This window comes from Streptomyces sp. x-80, assembly GCF_046549095.1.
GTDB lineage: Bacteria > Actinomycetota > Actinomycetes > Streptomycetales > Streptomycetaceae > Streptomyces > Streptomyces celluloflavus.
In genome coordinates, this window is record NZ_JAJPWM010000001.1 from 505,295 (window position 1) to 521,718 (window position 16,424).

Annotated in this window: 15 protein-coding genes; 8 read left to right on the forward strand and 7 right to left on the reverse strand. The window is 72.9% G+C overall.

The annotated features are described in order from the left end of the window. Positions 1-96 precede the first annotated feature (96 nt). Positions 97-831, forward strand: a complete 735-nt coding sequence (locus ACLJWH_RS01985; protein WP_411139763.1) for a chitinase — start codon at positions 97-99, stop codon at positions 829-831. A gap of 100 nt (positions 832-931) precedes the next feature. Here the strand turns inward: ACLJWH_RS01985 and ACLJWH_RS01990 are convergent, their stop codons facing one another. Continuing rightward, on the reverse strand, positions 932-2,170 hold the full coding sequence (locus tag ACLJWH_RS01990) for an MFS transporter (RefSeq protein WP_411139764.1): 1,239 nt from the start codon (positions 2,168-2,170) through the stop codon (positions 932-934). 1,151 nt (positions 2,171-3,321) lie between these two features. Further along, entirely contained in the window at positions 3,322-4,395 is a 1,074-nt protein-coding gene (locus tag ACLJWH_RS01995) for a hypothetical protein (protein WP_411139765.1), read from the reverse strand. Positions 4,396-4,410: 15 nt separating this feature from the next. On the opposite strand from ACLJWH_RS01995, the gene ACLJWH_RS02000 reads away from it, so the two are divergent. The 4 genes from ACLJWH_RS02000 to mgtA all read left to right on the forward strand — a co-directional run bounded on the left by ACLJWH_RS02000 (position 4,411) and on the right by mgtA (position 8,686). Continuing rightward, positions 4,411-4,524 carry an MYXO-CTERM sorting domain-containing protein gene (locus tag ACLJWH_RS02000; RefSeq protein WP_411139766.1) on the forward strand — a complete coding sequence of 38 codons (114 nt, stop codon included), beginning with the start codon at positions 4,411-4,413 and terminating at the stop codon, positions 4,522-4,524. A gap of 122 nt (positions 4,525-4,646) precedes the next feature. Next, entirely contained in the window at positions 4,647-5,363 is a 717-nt protein-coding gene (locus tag ACLJWH_RS02005) for a class F sortase (RefSeq protein ID WP_411139767.1), read from the forward strand. 292 nt (positions 5,364-5,655) lie between these two features. Continuing rightward, the gene (locus ACLJWH_RS02010) at positions 5,656-6,015 is read left to right on the forward strand and encodes an ArsR/SmtB family transcription factor (protein WP_094793325.1); all 360 of its coding nucleotides are present in this window, start codon (positions 5,656-5,658) and stop codon (positions 6,013-6,015) included. Then, a complete protein-coding gene (gene mgtA / locus ACLJWH_RS02015; protein ID WP_411139768.1) occupies positions 5,999-8,686 on the forward strand; it encodes a magnesium-translocating P-type ATPase in 2,688 nt (895 codons plus the stop codon). Before ACLJWH_RS02010 ends, mgtA begins: the two co-directional genes overlap by 17 nt. A 100-nt stretch (positions 8,687-8,786) precedes the next feature. Here the strand turns inward: mgtA and ACLJWH_RS02020 are convergent, their stop codons facing one another. After that, a complete protein-coding gene (locus ACLJWH_RS02020; protein WP_411139769.1) occupies positions 8,787-10,121 on the reverse strand; it encodes a hypothetical protein in 1,335 nt (444 codons plus the stop codon). Between the two features lie 69 nt (positions 10,122-10,190). Continuing rightward, entirely contained in the window at positions 10,191-11,696 is a 1,506-nt protein-coding gene (locus tag ACLJWH_RS02025) for an LCP family protein (protein WP_411139770.1), read from the reverse strand. A 143-nt stretch (positions 11,697-11,839) separates the two neighbouring features. Between ACLJWH_RS02025 and tatA the strand changes: the two genes are divergently transcribed. Further along, positions 11,840-12,196, forward strand: coding sequence for a Sec-independent protein translocase subunit TatA (gene tatA, locus ACLJWH_RS02030; RefSeq protein ID WP_411139771.1), 357 nt, complete (start codon positions 11,840-11,842; stop codon positions 12,194-12,196). 13 nt (positions 12,197-12,209) lie between these two features. On the opposite strand, the gene ACLJWH_RS02035 is transcribed toward tatA, so the two are convergent. Continuing rightward, positions 12,210-12,461: a hypothetical protein gene (locus ACLJWH_RS02035; protein ID WP_387800738.1), complete on the reverse strand. Its 252-nt coding sequence runs from the start codon at positions 12,459-12,461 to the stop codon at positions 12,210-12,212. A gap of 127 nt (positions 12,462-12,588) precedes the next feature. Here ACLJWH_RS02035 and ACLJWH_RS02040 point away from each other — a divergent pair, with 127 nt between their 5' ends. Both ACLJWH_RS02040 and ACLJWH_RS02045 read left to right on the forward strand, forming a co-directional pair. Next, on the forward strand, positions 12,589-13,176 hold the full coding sequence (locus ACLJWH_RS02040) for a TerD family protein (RefSeq protein WP_411139772.1): 588 nt from the start codon (positions 12,589-12,591) through the stop codon (positions 13,174-13,176). 57 nt (positions 13,177-13,233) lie between these two features. Further along, positions 13,234-14,121: a hypothetical protein gene (locus ACLJWH_RS02045; protein ID WP_411139773.1), complete on the forward strand. Its 888-nt coding sequence runs from the start codon at positions 13,234-13,236 to the stop codon at positions 14,119-14,121. Between the two features lie 78 nt (positions 14,122-14,199). Here the strand turns inward: ACLJWH_RS02045 and ACLJWH_RS02050 are convergent, their stop codons facing one another. Both ACLJWH_RS02050 and ACLJWH_RS02055 read right to left on the reverse strand, forming a co-directional pair. After that, entirely contained in the window at positions 14,200-15,381 is a 1,182-nt protein-coding gene (locus ACLJWH_RS02050; protein ID WP_411139774.1) for a serine hydrolase domain-containing protein, read from the reverse strand. 190 nt (positions 15,382-15,571) lie between these two features. After that, a complete protein-coding gene (locus ACLJWH_RS02055) occupies positions 15,572-16,396 on the reverse strand; it encodes an AraC family transcriptional regulator (RefSeq protein ID WP_411139775.1) in 825 nt (274 codons plus the stop codon). Between the last annotated feature and the right edge of the window lie 28 nt (positions 16,397-16,424).

The window sequence follows — 16,424 nt, forward strand, 5'->3', positions numbered from 1 at the left end:
CCGTATGTTCCGTTTCTTTGTCCTGGGGTGGAATGTGTGGAGCGCACGATGAAGTGACGGGCGGGGCCGGGTCGTTGGGGTCAAGGAGTCACCTCAGTGAAGTCTCGTATCGCGGCGCTGCTGAGCGCCGTCTTCCTGGCCATAGGCGTAGCCCTCTTCGTACCGACCGCGGCGGCTACGGCGTCCGTGACCGGAGACCGCACGCCAGCCGCCGGATTTGTCGTCAGCGAAGCGCAGTTCGCGCAGATGTTCCCGCAGCGGAATCCCTTCTACACCTACAGTGGCCTGACCGCGGCACTCAGCGCCTATCCGCAGTTCGCGAACACCGGAAGCGAAACGGTCAAACGCCAGGAAGCCGCGGCTTTCCTCGCGAACGTCAGTCATGAAACCGGTGGCCTCGTCTATGTGGTGGAGCAGAACACCGGCAACTATCCGCATTACTGCGACGCCACCCAGCCGTACGGCTGCCCGGCCGGTCAGGCCGCGTACTACGGGCGGGGTCCGATCCAGCTGAGCTGGAACTTCAACTACAAGGCGGCGGGTGACGCGCTCGGTATCGACCTGCTCAACAATCCCTATCTGGTGGAGCAGGATGCCGCGGTGGCCTGGAAGACCGCCCTCTGGTACTGGAACACACAGAAGGGCCCGGGGACGATGACCGCGCACGACGCCATGGTCAACGGAGCCGGTTTCGGCGAGACGATCCGCAGCATCAACGGTGCGATCGAATGCAATGGCGGCAACCCCGGACAGGTGCAGAGCCGGATCAACAGTTACCTGAGTTTCGTACAGATCCTGGGCGCCGAGCCCGGCGGCAATCTGAGCTGCTGACGCCGGCCGACGAAGCCGACGAGGCCGCTGACGCGGTGGCCGGCACGGGGCGGTGAGCGGTCGATTCGGCGGCTGCTCACCGCCCCGGACGGCCCGGCGGTCACCTCTCCGTCGGTGGCCGGCGCAGTACGTAGCGGCCGACGCACGCGGCGAGGACGATGACGCAGCCGGCGAATGTCAGGCCCGCACCGCGCAGGCCCAGCCACAGGGTCAGCGCGCCGACTCCGACGACCGGCAGCGAGATGCCCAGATAGGCGATGACGAAGAACGCCGAGATGGTGCCGCCCCGGTGCTCGGGCGGTGCCGCGGCGCTCACGGCGGTCAGGGCGGCCCGGAAGGCCAGGCCCTGGCCGGTGCCGCCGAGCACCGCACCGATGACGAGCAGCGGCAGCGATTCCACCACCAGGGACGCGCCGACCAGGAGCAGACCCACTACCAGCACCAGGCAGCCGGCCGGCAGGGCCCTGGTGATGCCCAGCCGTCCCGTCAAGGACTGCCCGGCGGTCGAGCCCAGGAACACGGTGAAGACGACCGCGCCCGAGACGGCCAGATTGCGTACGCCCAGGGTCTGGCCCACGAAGCTCGGCGCCACCGCGGTGAACAGCCCCAGCAGTGCGAAGCCGGCGAACGCGGCGATCGCCGAGGGCGCGAAGACCCCCCGGACCTCGGGCGGCACCCGGAGCGCCGCCGGACGCCGTCGTGCGGATCGCACGGGCTGCTGCCCCCGCCCCGTGGTCCCGTCAGTCCGGACGGTCCGGGCAGTCCGAACGGTCTCCGGTACGAGCCAGGTCAGGACGCCCGCGACGGCCAGCAGCGCCAGGTGCACGAGGAAGGGCAGGCTCAGCGGCCACGGCGTGTACTGGGCGAGCAGCCCGGCCAGCAGCGGGCCGCAGCCCAGACCGCCCATGTTCGCGGCCGTCGCCGCGAACCCCGCGCGCGCCTCCTGGCCGGGCTTCGCCAGCTCCAGCACGGTGGCCGTCGCGGTGCCGCTGAACAGTCCGGCGGCAAACCCGGACAACACCCGTCCCACCAGCAGCATCGGCACCCCGCCTTCGAAGAGGAAGCAGAGCGCGCTGGCCGCCGACAGCCCCAGCGCACCCAGCAGCACCGGGCGCCGGCCCACCACGTCGGAGAGGTTGCCCGCGAGGAGGAGAACGGTGATCACGCCGACGGCATACGCGGCGAAGACCACGGTCACCATCAGTTCGGAGAACCCGAGCCGCTCGCGGTAGAGGCCGTACAGCGGCGTGGGCAGCGTCGTGCCCGCCATCCCGATGGCGAACACGACCGCGGCCGCCGGATATCCGAGGCGCTGATTTCCGCCATGGCGAAGGGGCATGGTCGCCACAGTACGATCCCGCGCCCCACCGGCCACGTGATCATCCGGCCGGTACGTCCCGCTCCATGTGCTCCGGTGGACGGTGCCGTGCGCGGTCGGCCCGGCAGCGGGTACGCCGTCGCCCGTTCCGGGGTCCCGGGTCTGCCGGGCCGGTACGGGCACGGGGAGGCGCCGTTGAAGAGCGGCCTGTGCTGCGGGGAACGGCCCGGCTGCGTTCGATCTGCCGGGCTGCGTTCGATCTGCCGGGCGGCGCGAGCGGCGGAGCGTCGTCGAACGGTGGGGGTGCACGGCGGCGCTGCGGTGCAGGACGCTGCGATCGTGGCGGAAGTGGCGGCCGGTGGTGGAGATCGGTGCGGGCGGCGAGAGGATGCCCGCCCGAGTGCTGTCCAGGAGAGCTCGGCGCGGGCTCGATATGTCTCAACAGGAGTCCGTGTAGGGGTTGTTGTGGCCATGGAGTGTGTGCGCCGGCCGGCGGTCGGGGCGCCGTCAGGAAGAGAGCGGGGGTGAGCCGGACGGCGTGAGCCGGGTGCGCCGTGCGATCGACGCCATGAGGCAGACGTCAGGGGGCAGGGGACGGGGAGGAAACGGGGAGAGGCCGCGGGGGAGAAGCGGCGTGCGGCGTCGCAAGTTCCCGTATGTGAAGGCTGGTTGGAGGGCGCGTCCTCGATGCCAGCCGCGGCCGATCCACGCAGCCCGGGAGCCCGTATCCCTCGGCCAGGCACCCGCTCCCCCTGTCTGCGGCGTCACCGAACGAACCCCGGTACACCGAGCCCGCCCGGCCCCCGCGCCGTCGCAGGGGCGAGCCCGTCCACCGTCGCCGCCGCCGTGCCGAGGCAACCGGTCTCCTGCCGAGGCGATCGGTCCTCGTGCGCAGGTGACCGGCGCTTGTCGCGGTGGCGCGGCCGGGCACCGCTCACCCTGCGATCAGGGCTCGTACCGGGCCGCACGGCCGCCCGCGAGGGCCTCGGCAACCCGCCGGAATCCGTCGCGGGAGCGGCCGCTACCCCAACGTGATGACGCCGCTGAGGCGCCGCGCGCCGCCCAATGGGTGAATTGCGGGCCCCGGGCAACCCGAAGGGCCCAGGGAGTAACTCGACTGCGGCGTTCTCCGGTGGTGCCGAGTCGCGATCCGACTGACGGTGATCACGTCGCTACTGCGATGCCATGAGCCGATGAAGTGTCGGCCCTCGCAGACGCGGCGAAAGGAAAAATTCCCCATGCGCACTGCCCGCACCTTGTTCGCCTCGGCCGCCATCACGGCGGTCCTCGCGATCACCTCTCCCGCCGCGAATGCCATCACACTGACCGAGAGCCTGGGCACGGACGGCGGTCCGGGCCACAGCCGGGACCACGACCGCGACCGTGACCGTGGCCGGGACCACGACCGTGACCGTGGCCGGGACCACGACCGTGACCGGGGCCGTGACCACGACCGCGGGCGTGACCACGACCGGGGCCGTGACCACGACCGTGGCCGGGACCACGACCGGGGCCGGGGCCATGACCGTGGCCGTGACCACGAGCGGGGTCGTCACCACGACCGCGGCTGGGACCGTGGCTGGGACCACGACCACGGCCGTCGGGGTGGCCGGCCGCACGGCGGCGTCCACACCGGTGGCGGTGCCCTGGCCATGATCGTGACCGGGGACTGGGACCACGACCGTGACCGCGGTCGGGACCGTGACCGTGACCGGGACCGTGACCGTGACCGGGGTCGGGACCACGACCGTGGCCGTGACCACGACCGGGGTCGGGACCACGACCGGGGTCGGGACCACGACCGTGGCAGGGACCATGACCGTGGTCGGGACCACGAGCGGGGTCGTCACCACCACCACCATGGCCGCGGCTGGGACCACGACCGCGGCTGGGACCGTGGCTGGGACCACGACCGCCGTGGCGGGCGTCCGCACGGTGGTATCCACACCGGTGGCGGTGCCCTCGCCAAGGTCGTGACCGGGGACTGGGACCACGACCGTGACCGCGGTCGGGACCGTGACCGTGACCGGGACCGTGACCGTGACCGGGGTCGGGACCACGACCGGGGTCGGGACCACGACCGTGGCCGTGACCACGACCGGGGTCGGGACCATGACCGGGGTCGGGACCACGAGCGGGGTCGTCACCACCACCACCACCATGGCCGCGGCTGGGACCACGACCGCGGCTGGGACCGTGGCTGGGACCACGACCGCCGTGGCGGGCGTCCGCACGGTGGTATGCACACCGGTGGCGGTGCCATGGCAGTGACCGGCGGCGGCATGGCGGCCGGCGCGGTGCTGCTGCTCGGTGGCCTCGGCGCCGGGGCGTACGTCCTGCGTCGTCGCAACAACTCCGGCACCACGGCGGCCTGATCCGGCCGCAGGCTGTTTGCCTGTCGCGGCCACCGTCCCTCGCGGACGGTGGCCGCGGCGATTGCATGTGTGCTCCCCCTCCCGCCCCGCCGTCGTGTCCGCCACCCGAAAGGCACCACCCCATGGCCACCCAGCCGCCGCCCCAGCCGGACTCCTCCGCCCCCGCCCCCGCCCACCGTTCTCTCGGCCGCGCCCTGCTGTGGCCCATCGCCGCGGTGGGGCTGGGCGCTTTCCTCCTCTACAACTCCATGGGCACCTCCGCGCAGACCCAGCCGCTGCCCCGCCCCAGGGCCGCCGTCCCCGCTCCCGCCGCCCCTGACGCCCCCGACGCTCCTGACGCCCCCAGGCCGGCCACCTCGGCGGTCCAGGCGCTGCCCCCTGCCACCCCTAAGCGGCTCACGATCCCGGCGATCGCCGTCGACGCGCCCTTCACCGCGCTGACCCTCGACGCGAAGGGACAGCTCAACGCACCGGCCGCGGAGAACAACAATCTCGTCGGCTGGTACCAGGGCGGCGCCACACCCGGTGAGCGCGGTACGTCGATCGTCGCGGGCCATGTCGACACCAAGACCGGCCCGGCCGTGTTCCTCCAGCTCAGCACGCTCAAGGCCGGGAACACGGTCTCCGTCACCCGTGACGACGGCACCGTCGCGACGTTCAAGGTCGACTCCGTGGAGACGTTCAGCAAGGCGGAGTTCCCCGACGACCGGGTCTACGGCGAGGCGGCCACCCCGGAGCTGCGCCTGATCACCTGCGGCGGCGCCTACAACAAGACGGCCAAGGACTACACCGACAACGTGGTGGTGTTCGCCCACCTCGCCTCGTCCAAACGTGCCTGAACCGCGGCCCCGGAGCGGCCGGCGAAGCCCCGGGCCGTACGTGGCGGACGGCGAACCCCGCGCCGCACGTACCGGCCGGGGCACACCGGCATGCCGGAACGGCCCACGGCCGCCCTGACGGACACCCGGTGCGCCCGGAGCCGCGGGCCCACCGTCCGCGGTCGCCAGGTCGCCAGGTCGCCAGGTCGCCAGGTCGCCCCGGTGCCCCCGTACGCCGGAGGGCGTGCCGCGCGGCGCCTAGACTGGGCGTTCCGGGGACACGGGTGACGCCCCAGGGGGATGGAGAGCGGCAGTGGTGATGGGCAGCAAGGGTGGCATGGTGGATCCGCCGGCCGAGGTGCTGGCCGAAGCGGCCGCGATGTTCGGACTGCTGGCCTCGCCGCCGCGGCTGCACATCGTCTGGGCGCTGGCACAGGGCGAGAGCGATGTGAGCGGGCTCGCGGAGCGGGTCGGCGGCGCGCTGCCCGCGGTGAGCCAGCATCTGACGAAGCTGAAGCTGGCCGGACTGGTGCGCTCGCGCCGGGAAGGCCGCCGGGTGGTGTACCTCGTCGACGACCCCGACGTGGTGGCGGTGGTCCGGCTGCTGGTCGTCCAGCTGGCCGACCGCGCCGGACACCCGGCCGCGGCACCCCTCCGTGACGTCGGTGCCTGAGACCACCGCGGCACCCGGAACCGGCCGCACCGCTTCCGGCACCCGGGACGTTCCGGCCGGCCATGCCCCGCCGCACGGCTCGGGCGGCGGGGAGCCGGCCGAGCTCACCACCCTTCAGCTGCTGCGGCTGCTGGGCAGCGGACCGCGCGGCCTGACGGAGGAACAGGCCGAGGACCTTTTGGTCCGGCACGGCGAGAACACGGTCCCCGCCTGGCGGCCGGCCTCCTGGCCGCGGCGCTTTCTGGGCAGTCTGCGCGATCCCTTCACCACGGTCCTGCTCTGTCTGGGCCTGGTGTCGGCGGCCGTCGCCTCCTGGGGGACGGCCTGCGTGATCATGGTGCTCGTCGTGGTCAGCTGCGTCCTGAGGTCCGGCGGCGAGCATCACGCCAGCCGGTCGATGGCCGCCCTGCGCGAACTGGTGGCCACCACGGCCTCCGTACAGCGGCGGGCGGACGACGCGGCGCCACCGCAGGTGCGGGAGATCCCCGTCGACCAGCTCGTGGTCGGCGATGTGGTCCGCCTGGGGCCCGGCGACCTGGTGCCGGCCGATCTGCGGCTGCTGCGCGCGAGCGGGCTGACCGTGCATCAGGCGGCCCTGACCGGCGAGTCCGCACCGGTGGCGAAGTACGCAGTGGACGCGCCGTCCGACGAGAGCGCGGGGCTGCCGGAGCCGCCGCACATGTGCTTCCAGGGGAGCAGCGTGGCCTCCGGGAGCGGGACGGCGCTGGTCGTCGCCACCGGCGCGGACACCCGGTTCGCCGCCTACCGCCCGGCCCGGCGGCGCGCGCAGAGCGCCTTCGACCGCTCGGTGCACGGCATCGCCTGGACGCTGATCCGCTTCATGCTGATCATGCCGCCCCTGGTGCTGATGGCGGACGGTGCGCTGCGCGGACGCGGACTGGAGACCCTGCCGTTCGCGGTCGCCGTCGCGGTCGGCCTCACCCCGGAGATGCTGCCGGTCATCGTGACCGCCGCGCTGGCCCGGGGGGCCGCCGCCCTCGCACGTACCAGCGGCGTGATCGTCAAGCGGCTGCCCGCACTGCACGACCTCGGCGCGATCGATGTGCTGTGTCTGGACAAGACGGGCACGCTCACCCAGGACCGCCCGGTAGTGGAACGGGCCGTGGACGCGCGCGGCCGCCCCGACCCGAACGTCCTGGGCTGGGCGGCCGTCAACAGCTTCTGGACCCTCGAACTCGCCGAACTGCCCGTCCCGGACAGCCTCGACGAAGCGGTGCTGGAGGCGGCCGGGGAACTGGCCGCGGACCCGCTGGAGTACGACGGGATCGCGGCGCTGCCGTTCGACCCGGTACGCCGGCTCGCCACGGCCGTGGTCCGCCGCCCCGGGCAGCACGGCACGCACACCCTCGTCGTCAAGGGCGCGGTGGAGGACGTCCTGGACCGGTGCGCGTCGTTCCGCGCCGACGGCACGGAACCGGAACTGGACCCGGCCACCCGCGAGCACCTGCTCGGCCTGGCCGCCCAGGGTGCGGCGAGCGGTCTGCGCCTGCTGGCCGTCGCGGTCGCCGAACGCCCCGCCCGCTCCGGCGCGTACACCACCGCGGACCTGCGCGGGCTGACCTTCCTCGGACTCATCGAACTGCGCGACGCGCTCGCGCCCTCCGCCGCCGCCGCGCTGGACGTCCTCGCGCGGCGCGGTGTGGAGGTGAAGGTCCTGACCGGCGATCACCCGGGCACCGCGGCCAGGGCCTGCCACGACCTCGGCCTGGACCCCGGCGAGGTGCTCACCGCCGACCGGCTCGCCACGCTCACCGGAGAGGCGCTGGCCGCGGCCGTCGGCCGGGCCACGGTCGTGGCGCGCTGCACGGCGCAGGACAAGGCCCGCATCGTCACCGCACTGCGCGAGAGCGGGCGCAGCACCGGCTTTCTCGGCGACGGCGTCAACGACCTGCCCGCGCTGCAAGCCGCCGACGTGAGCATCTGTCCGCGCGGCGGGGTGGACGTGGCGCGTGAAGGCGCCGATGTGGTGCTCGCCGAGAAGGATCTCACCGCCATCGACGGCGCGATCACCGCCGGGCGCGGCAGCAGCGCCAACATCGCGGCCTACTTGCGCATCACGCTCTCCTCCAACCTCGGCAACGTCATCGCGATGCTCGCCGCCGGGCTGCTGCTGCCGTTCCTCCCGATGCTCCCGGCGCAGGTCCTGGTCCAGAACCTCTGCTTCGACGCCGCCCAGCTCGCCTTCGCCTTCGACCGGCCGGGCCCCGCCGCGGTGCGCCGGCCGGCCGTCCTGCGCCCGCGCGCGTTCCTCCGTTTCATCACCGCGTTCGGCGTGCTCAACGCCACCGCCGACCTGGCCACGTTCGCGGTCCTCGCCTTCGCCGTCCACACGACGGCGGGCTCCGGCGACCCGCAGATGTTCCATGCCGGCTGGTTCACCGAGAACCTGCTCACCCAGGCGATGGTGATGCTGCTGCTGCGCGCCGGCCGCCGGGCCGCCGAAGGGCGCGCGCCCGGCCCGGTCCAATTCGCCGTCGTCGCCCTCGCGGCCGTGGGTGTGCTGCTGCCGCTCTCCCCGCTGGGGCCGTTGCTGGGCATGTACGCCCCGCCGCCGCTGTACTACCTGCTGCTCGCGGTGGTCCTCGCGCTGTACGGGGTCGCGCTCGCGGCCGCGAGCGCGCGCTACGTCCGCCGGTCGGAAGGGTCCTGAGCCGACGGGGCCCGGGGAGCGGTCCCGCCGCCACCCCGGGCCCCGGCCACCCGGCCGGCGGTACGGCCCCCGAGGACACGCACCACCGGCCGGATGTCACTCACCAGTCGTCGCCGCCACCGAAGCCGCCGTCGCCGCCGCCCAGGTCCCCGCCGCCGAAGCCGCCCGAGAAGTCGGCGGCGTTGAAGTCGGCGCCGGAGACGTCGCCGCCCTCGGCGCCGAGGTCCGGGGCGGAGGAGCCGGCGAAGGCGGACGGAGCGCTGATGAGGGAGCCGAGCATGGTGCCCGCGACGAGTCCGGTGAGCATGCCGCCACCGAAGTAGCCGCCCGCCCACGGCGAGTAGGCCGGTCCGGCGTTCCAGTACGGCTGGGGACCGTTGTCGGTCTGCACCGTACGGGACATCGGCTCGTGGCCGTCGGCCAGCTGCGCCGCGTCGGCCGCGCACGCCGGCACGGCACGCGCCGCCCCGCCGGGCGGGGCCCACTGCACATCGACGGTCGACGGCCCGTGCCGCGGGTCGAAGAAGCACGGGACACGGCGTTCGGGCAGTGGCGTGCCACCGCGCCGCGCGGCGAGCGTGGCCAGCGCGAACCGGCCGTCCTCCAGCACCTCGGTCACCGCCCGGACGTCCTCGGGCCTGCGCGCCGCCGCCATCTTGGTCTTGGCGGACTCGTACGCGTCCAGGGCACCGGAGTAGTCCCGCCGCATGGCGTCGTCGGCGCCGGGCTCGGCGGGGCTGAAGTCGAGGTGCTCCAGCGCCTCGCCGAAGGCGGTGATGTCCTCGTCCACCACGACCCGCAGGGCGTCCAGTTCGGCGCGCTCGCGCTCCTCCCGCTTCTTCTTCGCGCGCCGGAACAGGGCGTACGCGCCCACACCGCCCGCCACGACCACCGCGCCGCCGATCAGCAGCCCGGTGCCGGAGCCGCCACCTGAGCCGCCACTCCAGGAGTCGGGTGCGTGCCCCTTGGCCTGGGCGGCCGCCTGCTCGGCGAAGTCCGTCACGATGCCCTTGGCGTCACCGGGGTGGGAGTGCTTCACGGCGCTCTTGAGGTTGGTCACCGCGTTGTGGGACATCGCCCGTGGGTCGGCTCCCGCGTTGAACCCGGTGGCGCCGAGGTGGACGGCGTAGACGCCGGTGACGCCGACCTTGGTGCGCAGGTCCTGGAGCAGCGTCTGCGGCGGGAATTCGGCGGTGGCGGGCAGCACGGCGACGAAGACCGGCCGGTCCGCGTCGCGGATCTTCTTGGCGAGGGCCTCGGCGTCCGCCTCCGGCAGCTGTGCCCGGACGCGGGGATCGACGTACACCGGGCTCTTCTTGAGGGCATCGGCCACAGCGTCGAGGCCGCCTGCCGCGTGCGCCGGTCGCGGTATGAAGGCCGCCGCCGCGGCCAGCGCGAGCACGGCGAGGAAGAGACCGGACAGAAGCCTGGGCAACGTCCGGCGGATGGCAGACTTGGTGCTGTTCTCCTCAACAGGGTCGGGACAAGGGGGGGTGAACTACGCCTAACCGTACGAGAGATCGGAGCAAGGGTTGTCGTCGGCGGAGCGGGCCTTGTCGGCCACGTCCGAGGGCACCTCGGCGGAGACGGAGGAGGACGCGGAGGCGGAGCCCGCGGGCTGGTCCACGTACGACTGGCCGACCGTGACGCTGATCCCGGCGGCGGTGGACTGGTGCAGCTGCGCGCCGGGGAAAAGGCGGGCGACGGTCTTCGCCCGGTCCTGCGAGCCCGGCCCGTAGGTGATCTCTGTGGTGGCGTGGTGCTGGTCGGGGGCGGTGTCGGTGATGGTGACGGTGAAGCCCGCGGACTTCAGTTCACCGGCCGCGCGGGCGCCCAGCCCCTTGACGATGGTGCCGTTGTAGACGCTGACGCTTATGCCCGCACCGGAGACCGGGCCCTCGGGCGTCGGGGACGCCGCGCCGCCCTCGGACTTGCCGCTGGCGTCCTTGCCGTCGACGGTGCGGTCCGCCCGCAGCGCCGCCCACAGCTGGTCCGCCTGGGGGTGCACGATCGCCACCCGCGCGCCCTGGTAGCGCCAGGGCAGGGTGATGAACTTGGTGTTGTGCAGGTCGATGTCCTTCATCGACATCGCGAAGGAGAGCAGCTTGTTCGCCGAGCCCAGCCCCGGGTCGACGGTCAGCGACTCGGTGGCGGCGTTCGCCAGCGGCAGCAGGGTGGAGGGGCTGAACCCCTGCGACTTGACCTTCTTGATCAGGCTGGAGAGGAAGGCTTGCTGACGCTTGATCCGGCCGATGTCGGAGCCGTCGCCGAGGCCGTGCCGCACTCGTACGTAGTCCAGCGCCTGCTGGCCCGCCACCGTCTGCGGCCCCTTGGCGAAGATCATCTTCCCGCGCTGGCCCAGATTGGGGTTGAGCTCGCCCTCGTAGACGTTCTTGGGCAGGCACACGGGTACGCCGCCGATCGCGGCCGTGATCTTCGAGAAGCCCGCGAAGTCGACGACCACGGTGTGGTCGACGCGCAGACCGGTCAGCTTCTCCACGGTGTTCTGCGCGCAGGCGGGATTGCCCTTGGCGGTCTCGCCCACGGTGAACGCGACGTTGAACATGACATTGGTCCGTGGCTTGGTCCAGCCGCCGTCGGGAAGCTTGCAGGACGGGATGTCCACGAGCGTGTCGCGCGGGAACGACACCGCGACCGCGTGCTTGTCGTCGCCGTAGACATGCAGCAGGAACGCGGTGTCGGAACGCCCCACGTCGCCCTCGCCGCCACCCAGTTTGCTGTTCTCGCCGGACCGTGAGTCCGAGCCGATGACCAGCACATTGCTGCCACCCGCACCCTCCCCGGGCCGGTCCTGGCTCACCCCGTCCGCGCCGAACGTGGTGATGTTCCCGTTGAGCCGGAGGTAGAACCAGCCGGCTCCGGCGGTGAGGAGCAGGAGAATCGAGAGCGTTATCGTCGCGGCTATCCGCACCCGGCTGCGCTTCCGCCGCCTCGGGGCGGGGGTGTCCCCGCTACGGCGTTCGCCTCGCGCCTTGTGGCTGCCTGTCACGTGTGAACACCCATCCGTGCGGTCCTTGCAAGGGAAAGACGGTTCACCCCCCGCCCAGGGTTATACAGTTGCGCAATGTAGCAAGTTAAATGGTGGACGCGGCCCGATGGGCCCGTCGCTTCGACGAGAGAGGGTGTGCGGCGATGCTGCGCAACGGGCTGGAGCCCTGGCATCTACTGATCGTGGTGCTGGTGGTGATCTTGGTTTTCGGTTCCAAGAAACTACCCGATACCGCACGCGCGTTGGGTAAATCGCTGCGGATCCTCAAGAGCGAGACCAAGGCGATGAAGGACGACGACAGCCCGGCGACGGCGACCTACGCGCCCGGCGCGGAAGGGCCGGGCGAGCCCCGTACGATCCACGCCGTGCCCGCCGACGGCACCGCACCGCACCCCCGCCCCGACTCCGGCCGCCCCGACTCCGGCCGCCCGGAGCCGGAGCGGGAGGCCAGGCCGGGTGCGCTCCGGGAGCCGGAGAGCCGGCCGGGCGCGCCCCGCTGACGTCCGTTTGGCCTCAGGGGCTGACCCCGTCGAACCCGTACCGCAGCGGTTCGCTCTTCACCTTCAGGTCCCGACGGTAGATGTGCAGTGCGGCCACGTGGACCCCCTCCTGCGGATCGCGGACCCCGTCCTGCGGATCCTCGATCGCGCACGGGCGGTTCACCTGGAGCACGCTGGGCCGGTCGGCCACCCGGACGCGCATTCCGTCCGCCGGTCCGCCGTCGAGGATGGCTGTTTCCCACCTTGGTGCGCCGTTGTTAACCATGGCCAATACTTTAGGGATTGCGCAATCTGGGAACCATCATGAGGTACCCCGCGTTGGTACCGAATGACGACCGGGCGGCGCTGCCGCGCGGTCACCCCAACCGTACGCAAGAGGAGCAGCAACACCCATGGGCGTCAGCCTCACCAAGGGCCAGAATGTCGTTCTCCACCAGGACGGCACCCCGCTCGCGGATGTCACCATCGGCCTGGGCTGGGACGCGCAGCCCACCGCGGGCGCGGACTTCGACCTGGACGCCTCGGCGATCGTCTGCGGCCCCGACCACAAGGTCATATCCGACGAACACTTCATTTTCTACAACAACCTCACCAGCCCCGACGGCGCGGTCCGCCACACCGGCGACAACCTCACCGGCGACGGGGACGGCGACGACGAACAACTCCTCGTCGACCTCGACCGCCTCGACGCCCCCGACGCCAAGGTCGGCCAGGTCGTCTTCACCGTCTCCATCCACGACGCCGAACGGCGCGGCCACAGCTTCGGCCAGGTCAGCGACGCCTTCATCCGCGTCGTGGACAACCTCACCGGCCGTGAGATGTGCCGCTACGAGCTCTCCTTGGACGCCGCCGGTGAGACCGCGATGGTCTTCGGCGCCCTCTATCGCCGCAACGGCGAGTGGAAGTTCCGTGCCATCGGCCAGGGCTACGCCGCGGGCCTGGCCGGTATCGCCACCGACTACGGGGTCAACGTCGGCTGACCCCGCCGCACCGCATCACTGATCGGCCTCGACCCTCTCACCCACCGGGGGACCCCCGTGCACCAGCTTGACCGTTTACGGGCGGAGGACGCGCCGGAATTCGAGCGGATCCTCGACCGTGCCCTGAGCTCCCAGGAAATCAAGGACGCGGTACGCCGGACCGCCGGCGCGCTCAACGCCGAGCAACTGCGCACCCAGGCGCTCCGGGCGCGGGCCGACATCGCCGCCGTGGCGTCCGCCGAATACGGCAGCTACCTCCGGCTGCGCATCTCCGCGGACCGCTCCCGCCCGCCGCAGGCCGCCACCGGGACCACCTCGCGCCTCGGGGGCGGGCTGCTGCCGGCGCTGGCCGTGCTCGTACCGGGCCTCGCGATCGTCGCCGCGGCCGTCTTCCTGCTGTTCGGTTTCGGGCTGCGGGTGATCGGTGCGTACGCCCATCTCGCCGATGAACTGGTCTTCGCCGGGCTGACCTCCGCGGGTGTCGCGGTCGCGACGACGGCGCTCGCACTGCTGTGGCTGTTCGTCACGGCGGCGCGCAATCGCTCGGCGCCGGACGACCGGACGACGGGCGGCGGCGCGGCCGGTGGCGCGGACCGCGCACTGGCGCAGGCACGCGAGGCATGGCAACTCGCGCTGCTGGAGCGCGGCATCATGCCGTTCCTGCGGGACCGGGCCGACGACGCGCGCACCGGCCGCACCGATGGCGCGGCCGGGCTCCCGGCACCGCCCCGGGCGCCGGCCGATCCGGTGAGCGCGACGAACGGCGGCAACCCGGCGCCGCGCAAGGGCGGCCCCGGGTTCAGCGCGCCCGACTTCGCCAGCCCGGATTTCGCGAGTCCGGACTTCAGCAGCCCGGACTTCGCGAGCCCCGATTTCAGCAGCCCGGATTTCGGCAGCCCCGACTTCACCGGACCGGATGCGCGGACGGGGAAGCGGGGGGAGTGACGGGCACGGCGGGGACCGGCACGGGGGCGGCGGCGGGTGCGGGCCGGGCCGCCCGCGCCCGTCCCGGCCCGCCGGTGCTCAGCGGCGGGCGTCGCACAGCGCGTGGTCCACGAGGGTGTTCATAGCCGTCAACTGGCGCTCTCCCAGGTGCTGTTCGCCGGGCCGGCTGTGCAGGGAGACCGTGAGAGCGGTGCGTCCGTCGGCGGTGGCCACGGGCGCGACGACGTAGCCGATCCCCGAGCCGTCGTGGCCCTCGTAGAAGCCGCCGCAGGAGAGCGGAGTCCGGAAGAGCCCGAGTCCGGCGCGCCGGCCGTCGGGCGTCCCCGGTTCCGCCGGCACCCGCACCGTCCGGCGCATCTCGGCGAGTTGGGCGGGGGCGAGCAGCCGCCCGGTGCTCAGGGCGGTGAAGAAGCGGTCGAGGTCGGCCGCTGTGCTGATCATGGCGCCGTCGGCGCCGGTGTCGAACGGCAGATAGGGCGCCGTGGTGTCGACGTACGGGCCGTCCGGGGTGAACTGCTGATACTCGGTGGCATGCGGCCGCGGCACCTGCGGGCGCCCCTCCGGTGCGGTGGTGTGCCGCAGGCCGAGCGGACGCAGGATGCGCGTGCGGACCTCCTGCTGCCAGGTGTGCCCGGTGACGGCGCGGATCACCATGCCCGCCAGCACGTAGTTGGTGTTGGAGTACGCATAGCGCGTCCCGGGCCGGAAGTCGGGGCGGTGCCCCATGGCCAGCGCCACCAGTTGCTCGGGGGAGTAGGTGCGGTCCCGGTCGGCCAGGTAGTCGCGGGCGCTGCCCGGAGCGACGTCGGCGACATAGTTGGCCAGTCCGCTGGTATGGCCGAGGAGGTTGCGCACGGTGATGGCGCGGCCGTCGTTGCCGTTGCCCGAGACCGTGCCGGGCAGCCAGGAGTCCACCGTGTCATCGAGCGAGAGCCGCCCCTCGCCGACGAGTTGGAGCACGACGGTGGCGACGAACGACTTGGTGGTGCTGCCGATGCGCAGCGAGCCGGCGCGCGGCACGGGCCGGTCGGTGCCCAGGACCGCGGTACCGCTGGTCGCGGTGCGGACACCGGCGGGGGTACGCAGACGTACGGCGACACCGCTGACGCCGGCGTCGCGCAGCGCGTCGGTGTCGCGCTGGAGCCGGTCGGACCGGGTCGGTGCGGTGGCGGCCGGGGCCGGCGATGCGGTGAGGAGCACGGTGAGTGCGGCGGTGAGCGTGATGACGAGGCGCGCGGATCGGAGGCGGTGGCGTTCCATGCGCCGATGCTGTGCCACGCCACCGGCCCGCGCCCATCCGGCAGGCCACCGGAACAGTGGTGGGGACAACCCGAGGGCGGCGCTGCCGGACCCCGGCCCGGCTTCGGGGTGTACCGCCGCGCGGCCCGCCCCCTCCGGCGAACCGCCGCGGCCCGCCCGCGGATTCAGGGCACGGGCACCGGTGGAGTGATCAGGGGACTTCCGTCGTCGGGGCCGCACCGGCGGCCGGGTGCGCGGGGTCCCCGTCGGCGAAGTAGGCCGTGGGCGTGGTGCCGAGCGCCCGGCGGAACATCGCGGTGAACGCACTGGGCGTGGCGTAGCCGAGACCGCTGGCGATGGCCGTGACCGGTGTGCCCTGGGCGAGCAGGGTGACCGCATGGACGAGCCGGGCCTGTCGCACCCAGCCGGACAGGCTCATCCCGGTGGCGGCGGCGAATCTGCGCTGGAGGCTGCGCGGACTCATCCGGGCGCGGGCCGCGGCGTACGCGGTCGTCCACCGCATACCGGGGTCCTGCCGGATCGCCGCGCAGACGCCGTCGAGCTGGGCATCGGCCGGCGCGGGGAGGTGCAGTGCCGGGACGGGACGCGGGGTGAGCTGGAGGAGCAGCAGATCCATGACCTTGCCGTCGCGGCCCTCGCGCGCGTACTCCACGGGAAGCCGGGTCGCCTCGTCGATGAGTTCCCGCAGCAGCGGGGAGACCGGGACGACGGCCGGCACCTCGGGCAGCTGCCGGGCCGCCCGCGGCTCCAGGTAGAGGGTCCGCATCGCGACCGCGCCCGCGCAGGTCATCGCGTGGGTCAGACCGGCCGGGATCCAGACGCCCCGGGTGGCCGGGACCACCCAGACGCCGTGGCCGGTGGCGACGGTGATGGCCCCGGTCGTGCCGTAGATCAGCTGGGCGCGCCGGTGGTGGTGCGCGGGGATGTGATGGCCGTCGGGCAGGTCGCGTGCCATGGCCGCGAGGGGCCGGGGCACGTTCTGGTAGTCGTCGCGGTGTTCGCTCTTCCCGTACATGGCGCATTCTCGATAGACGATGGCGTGG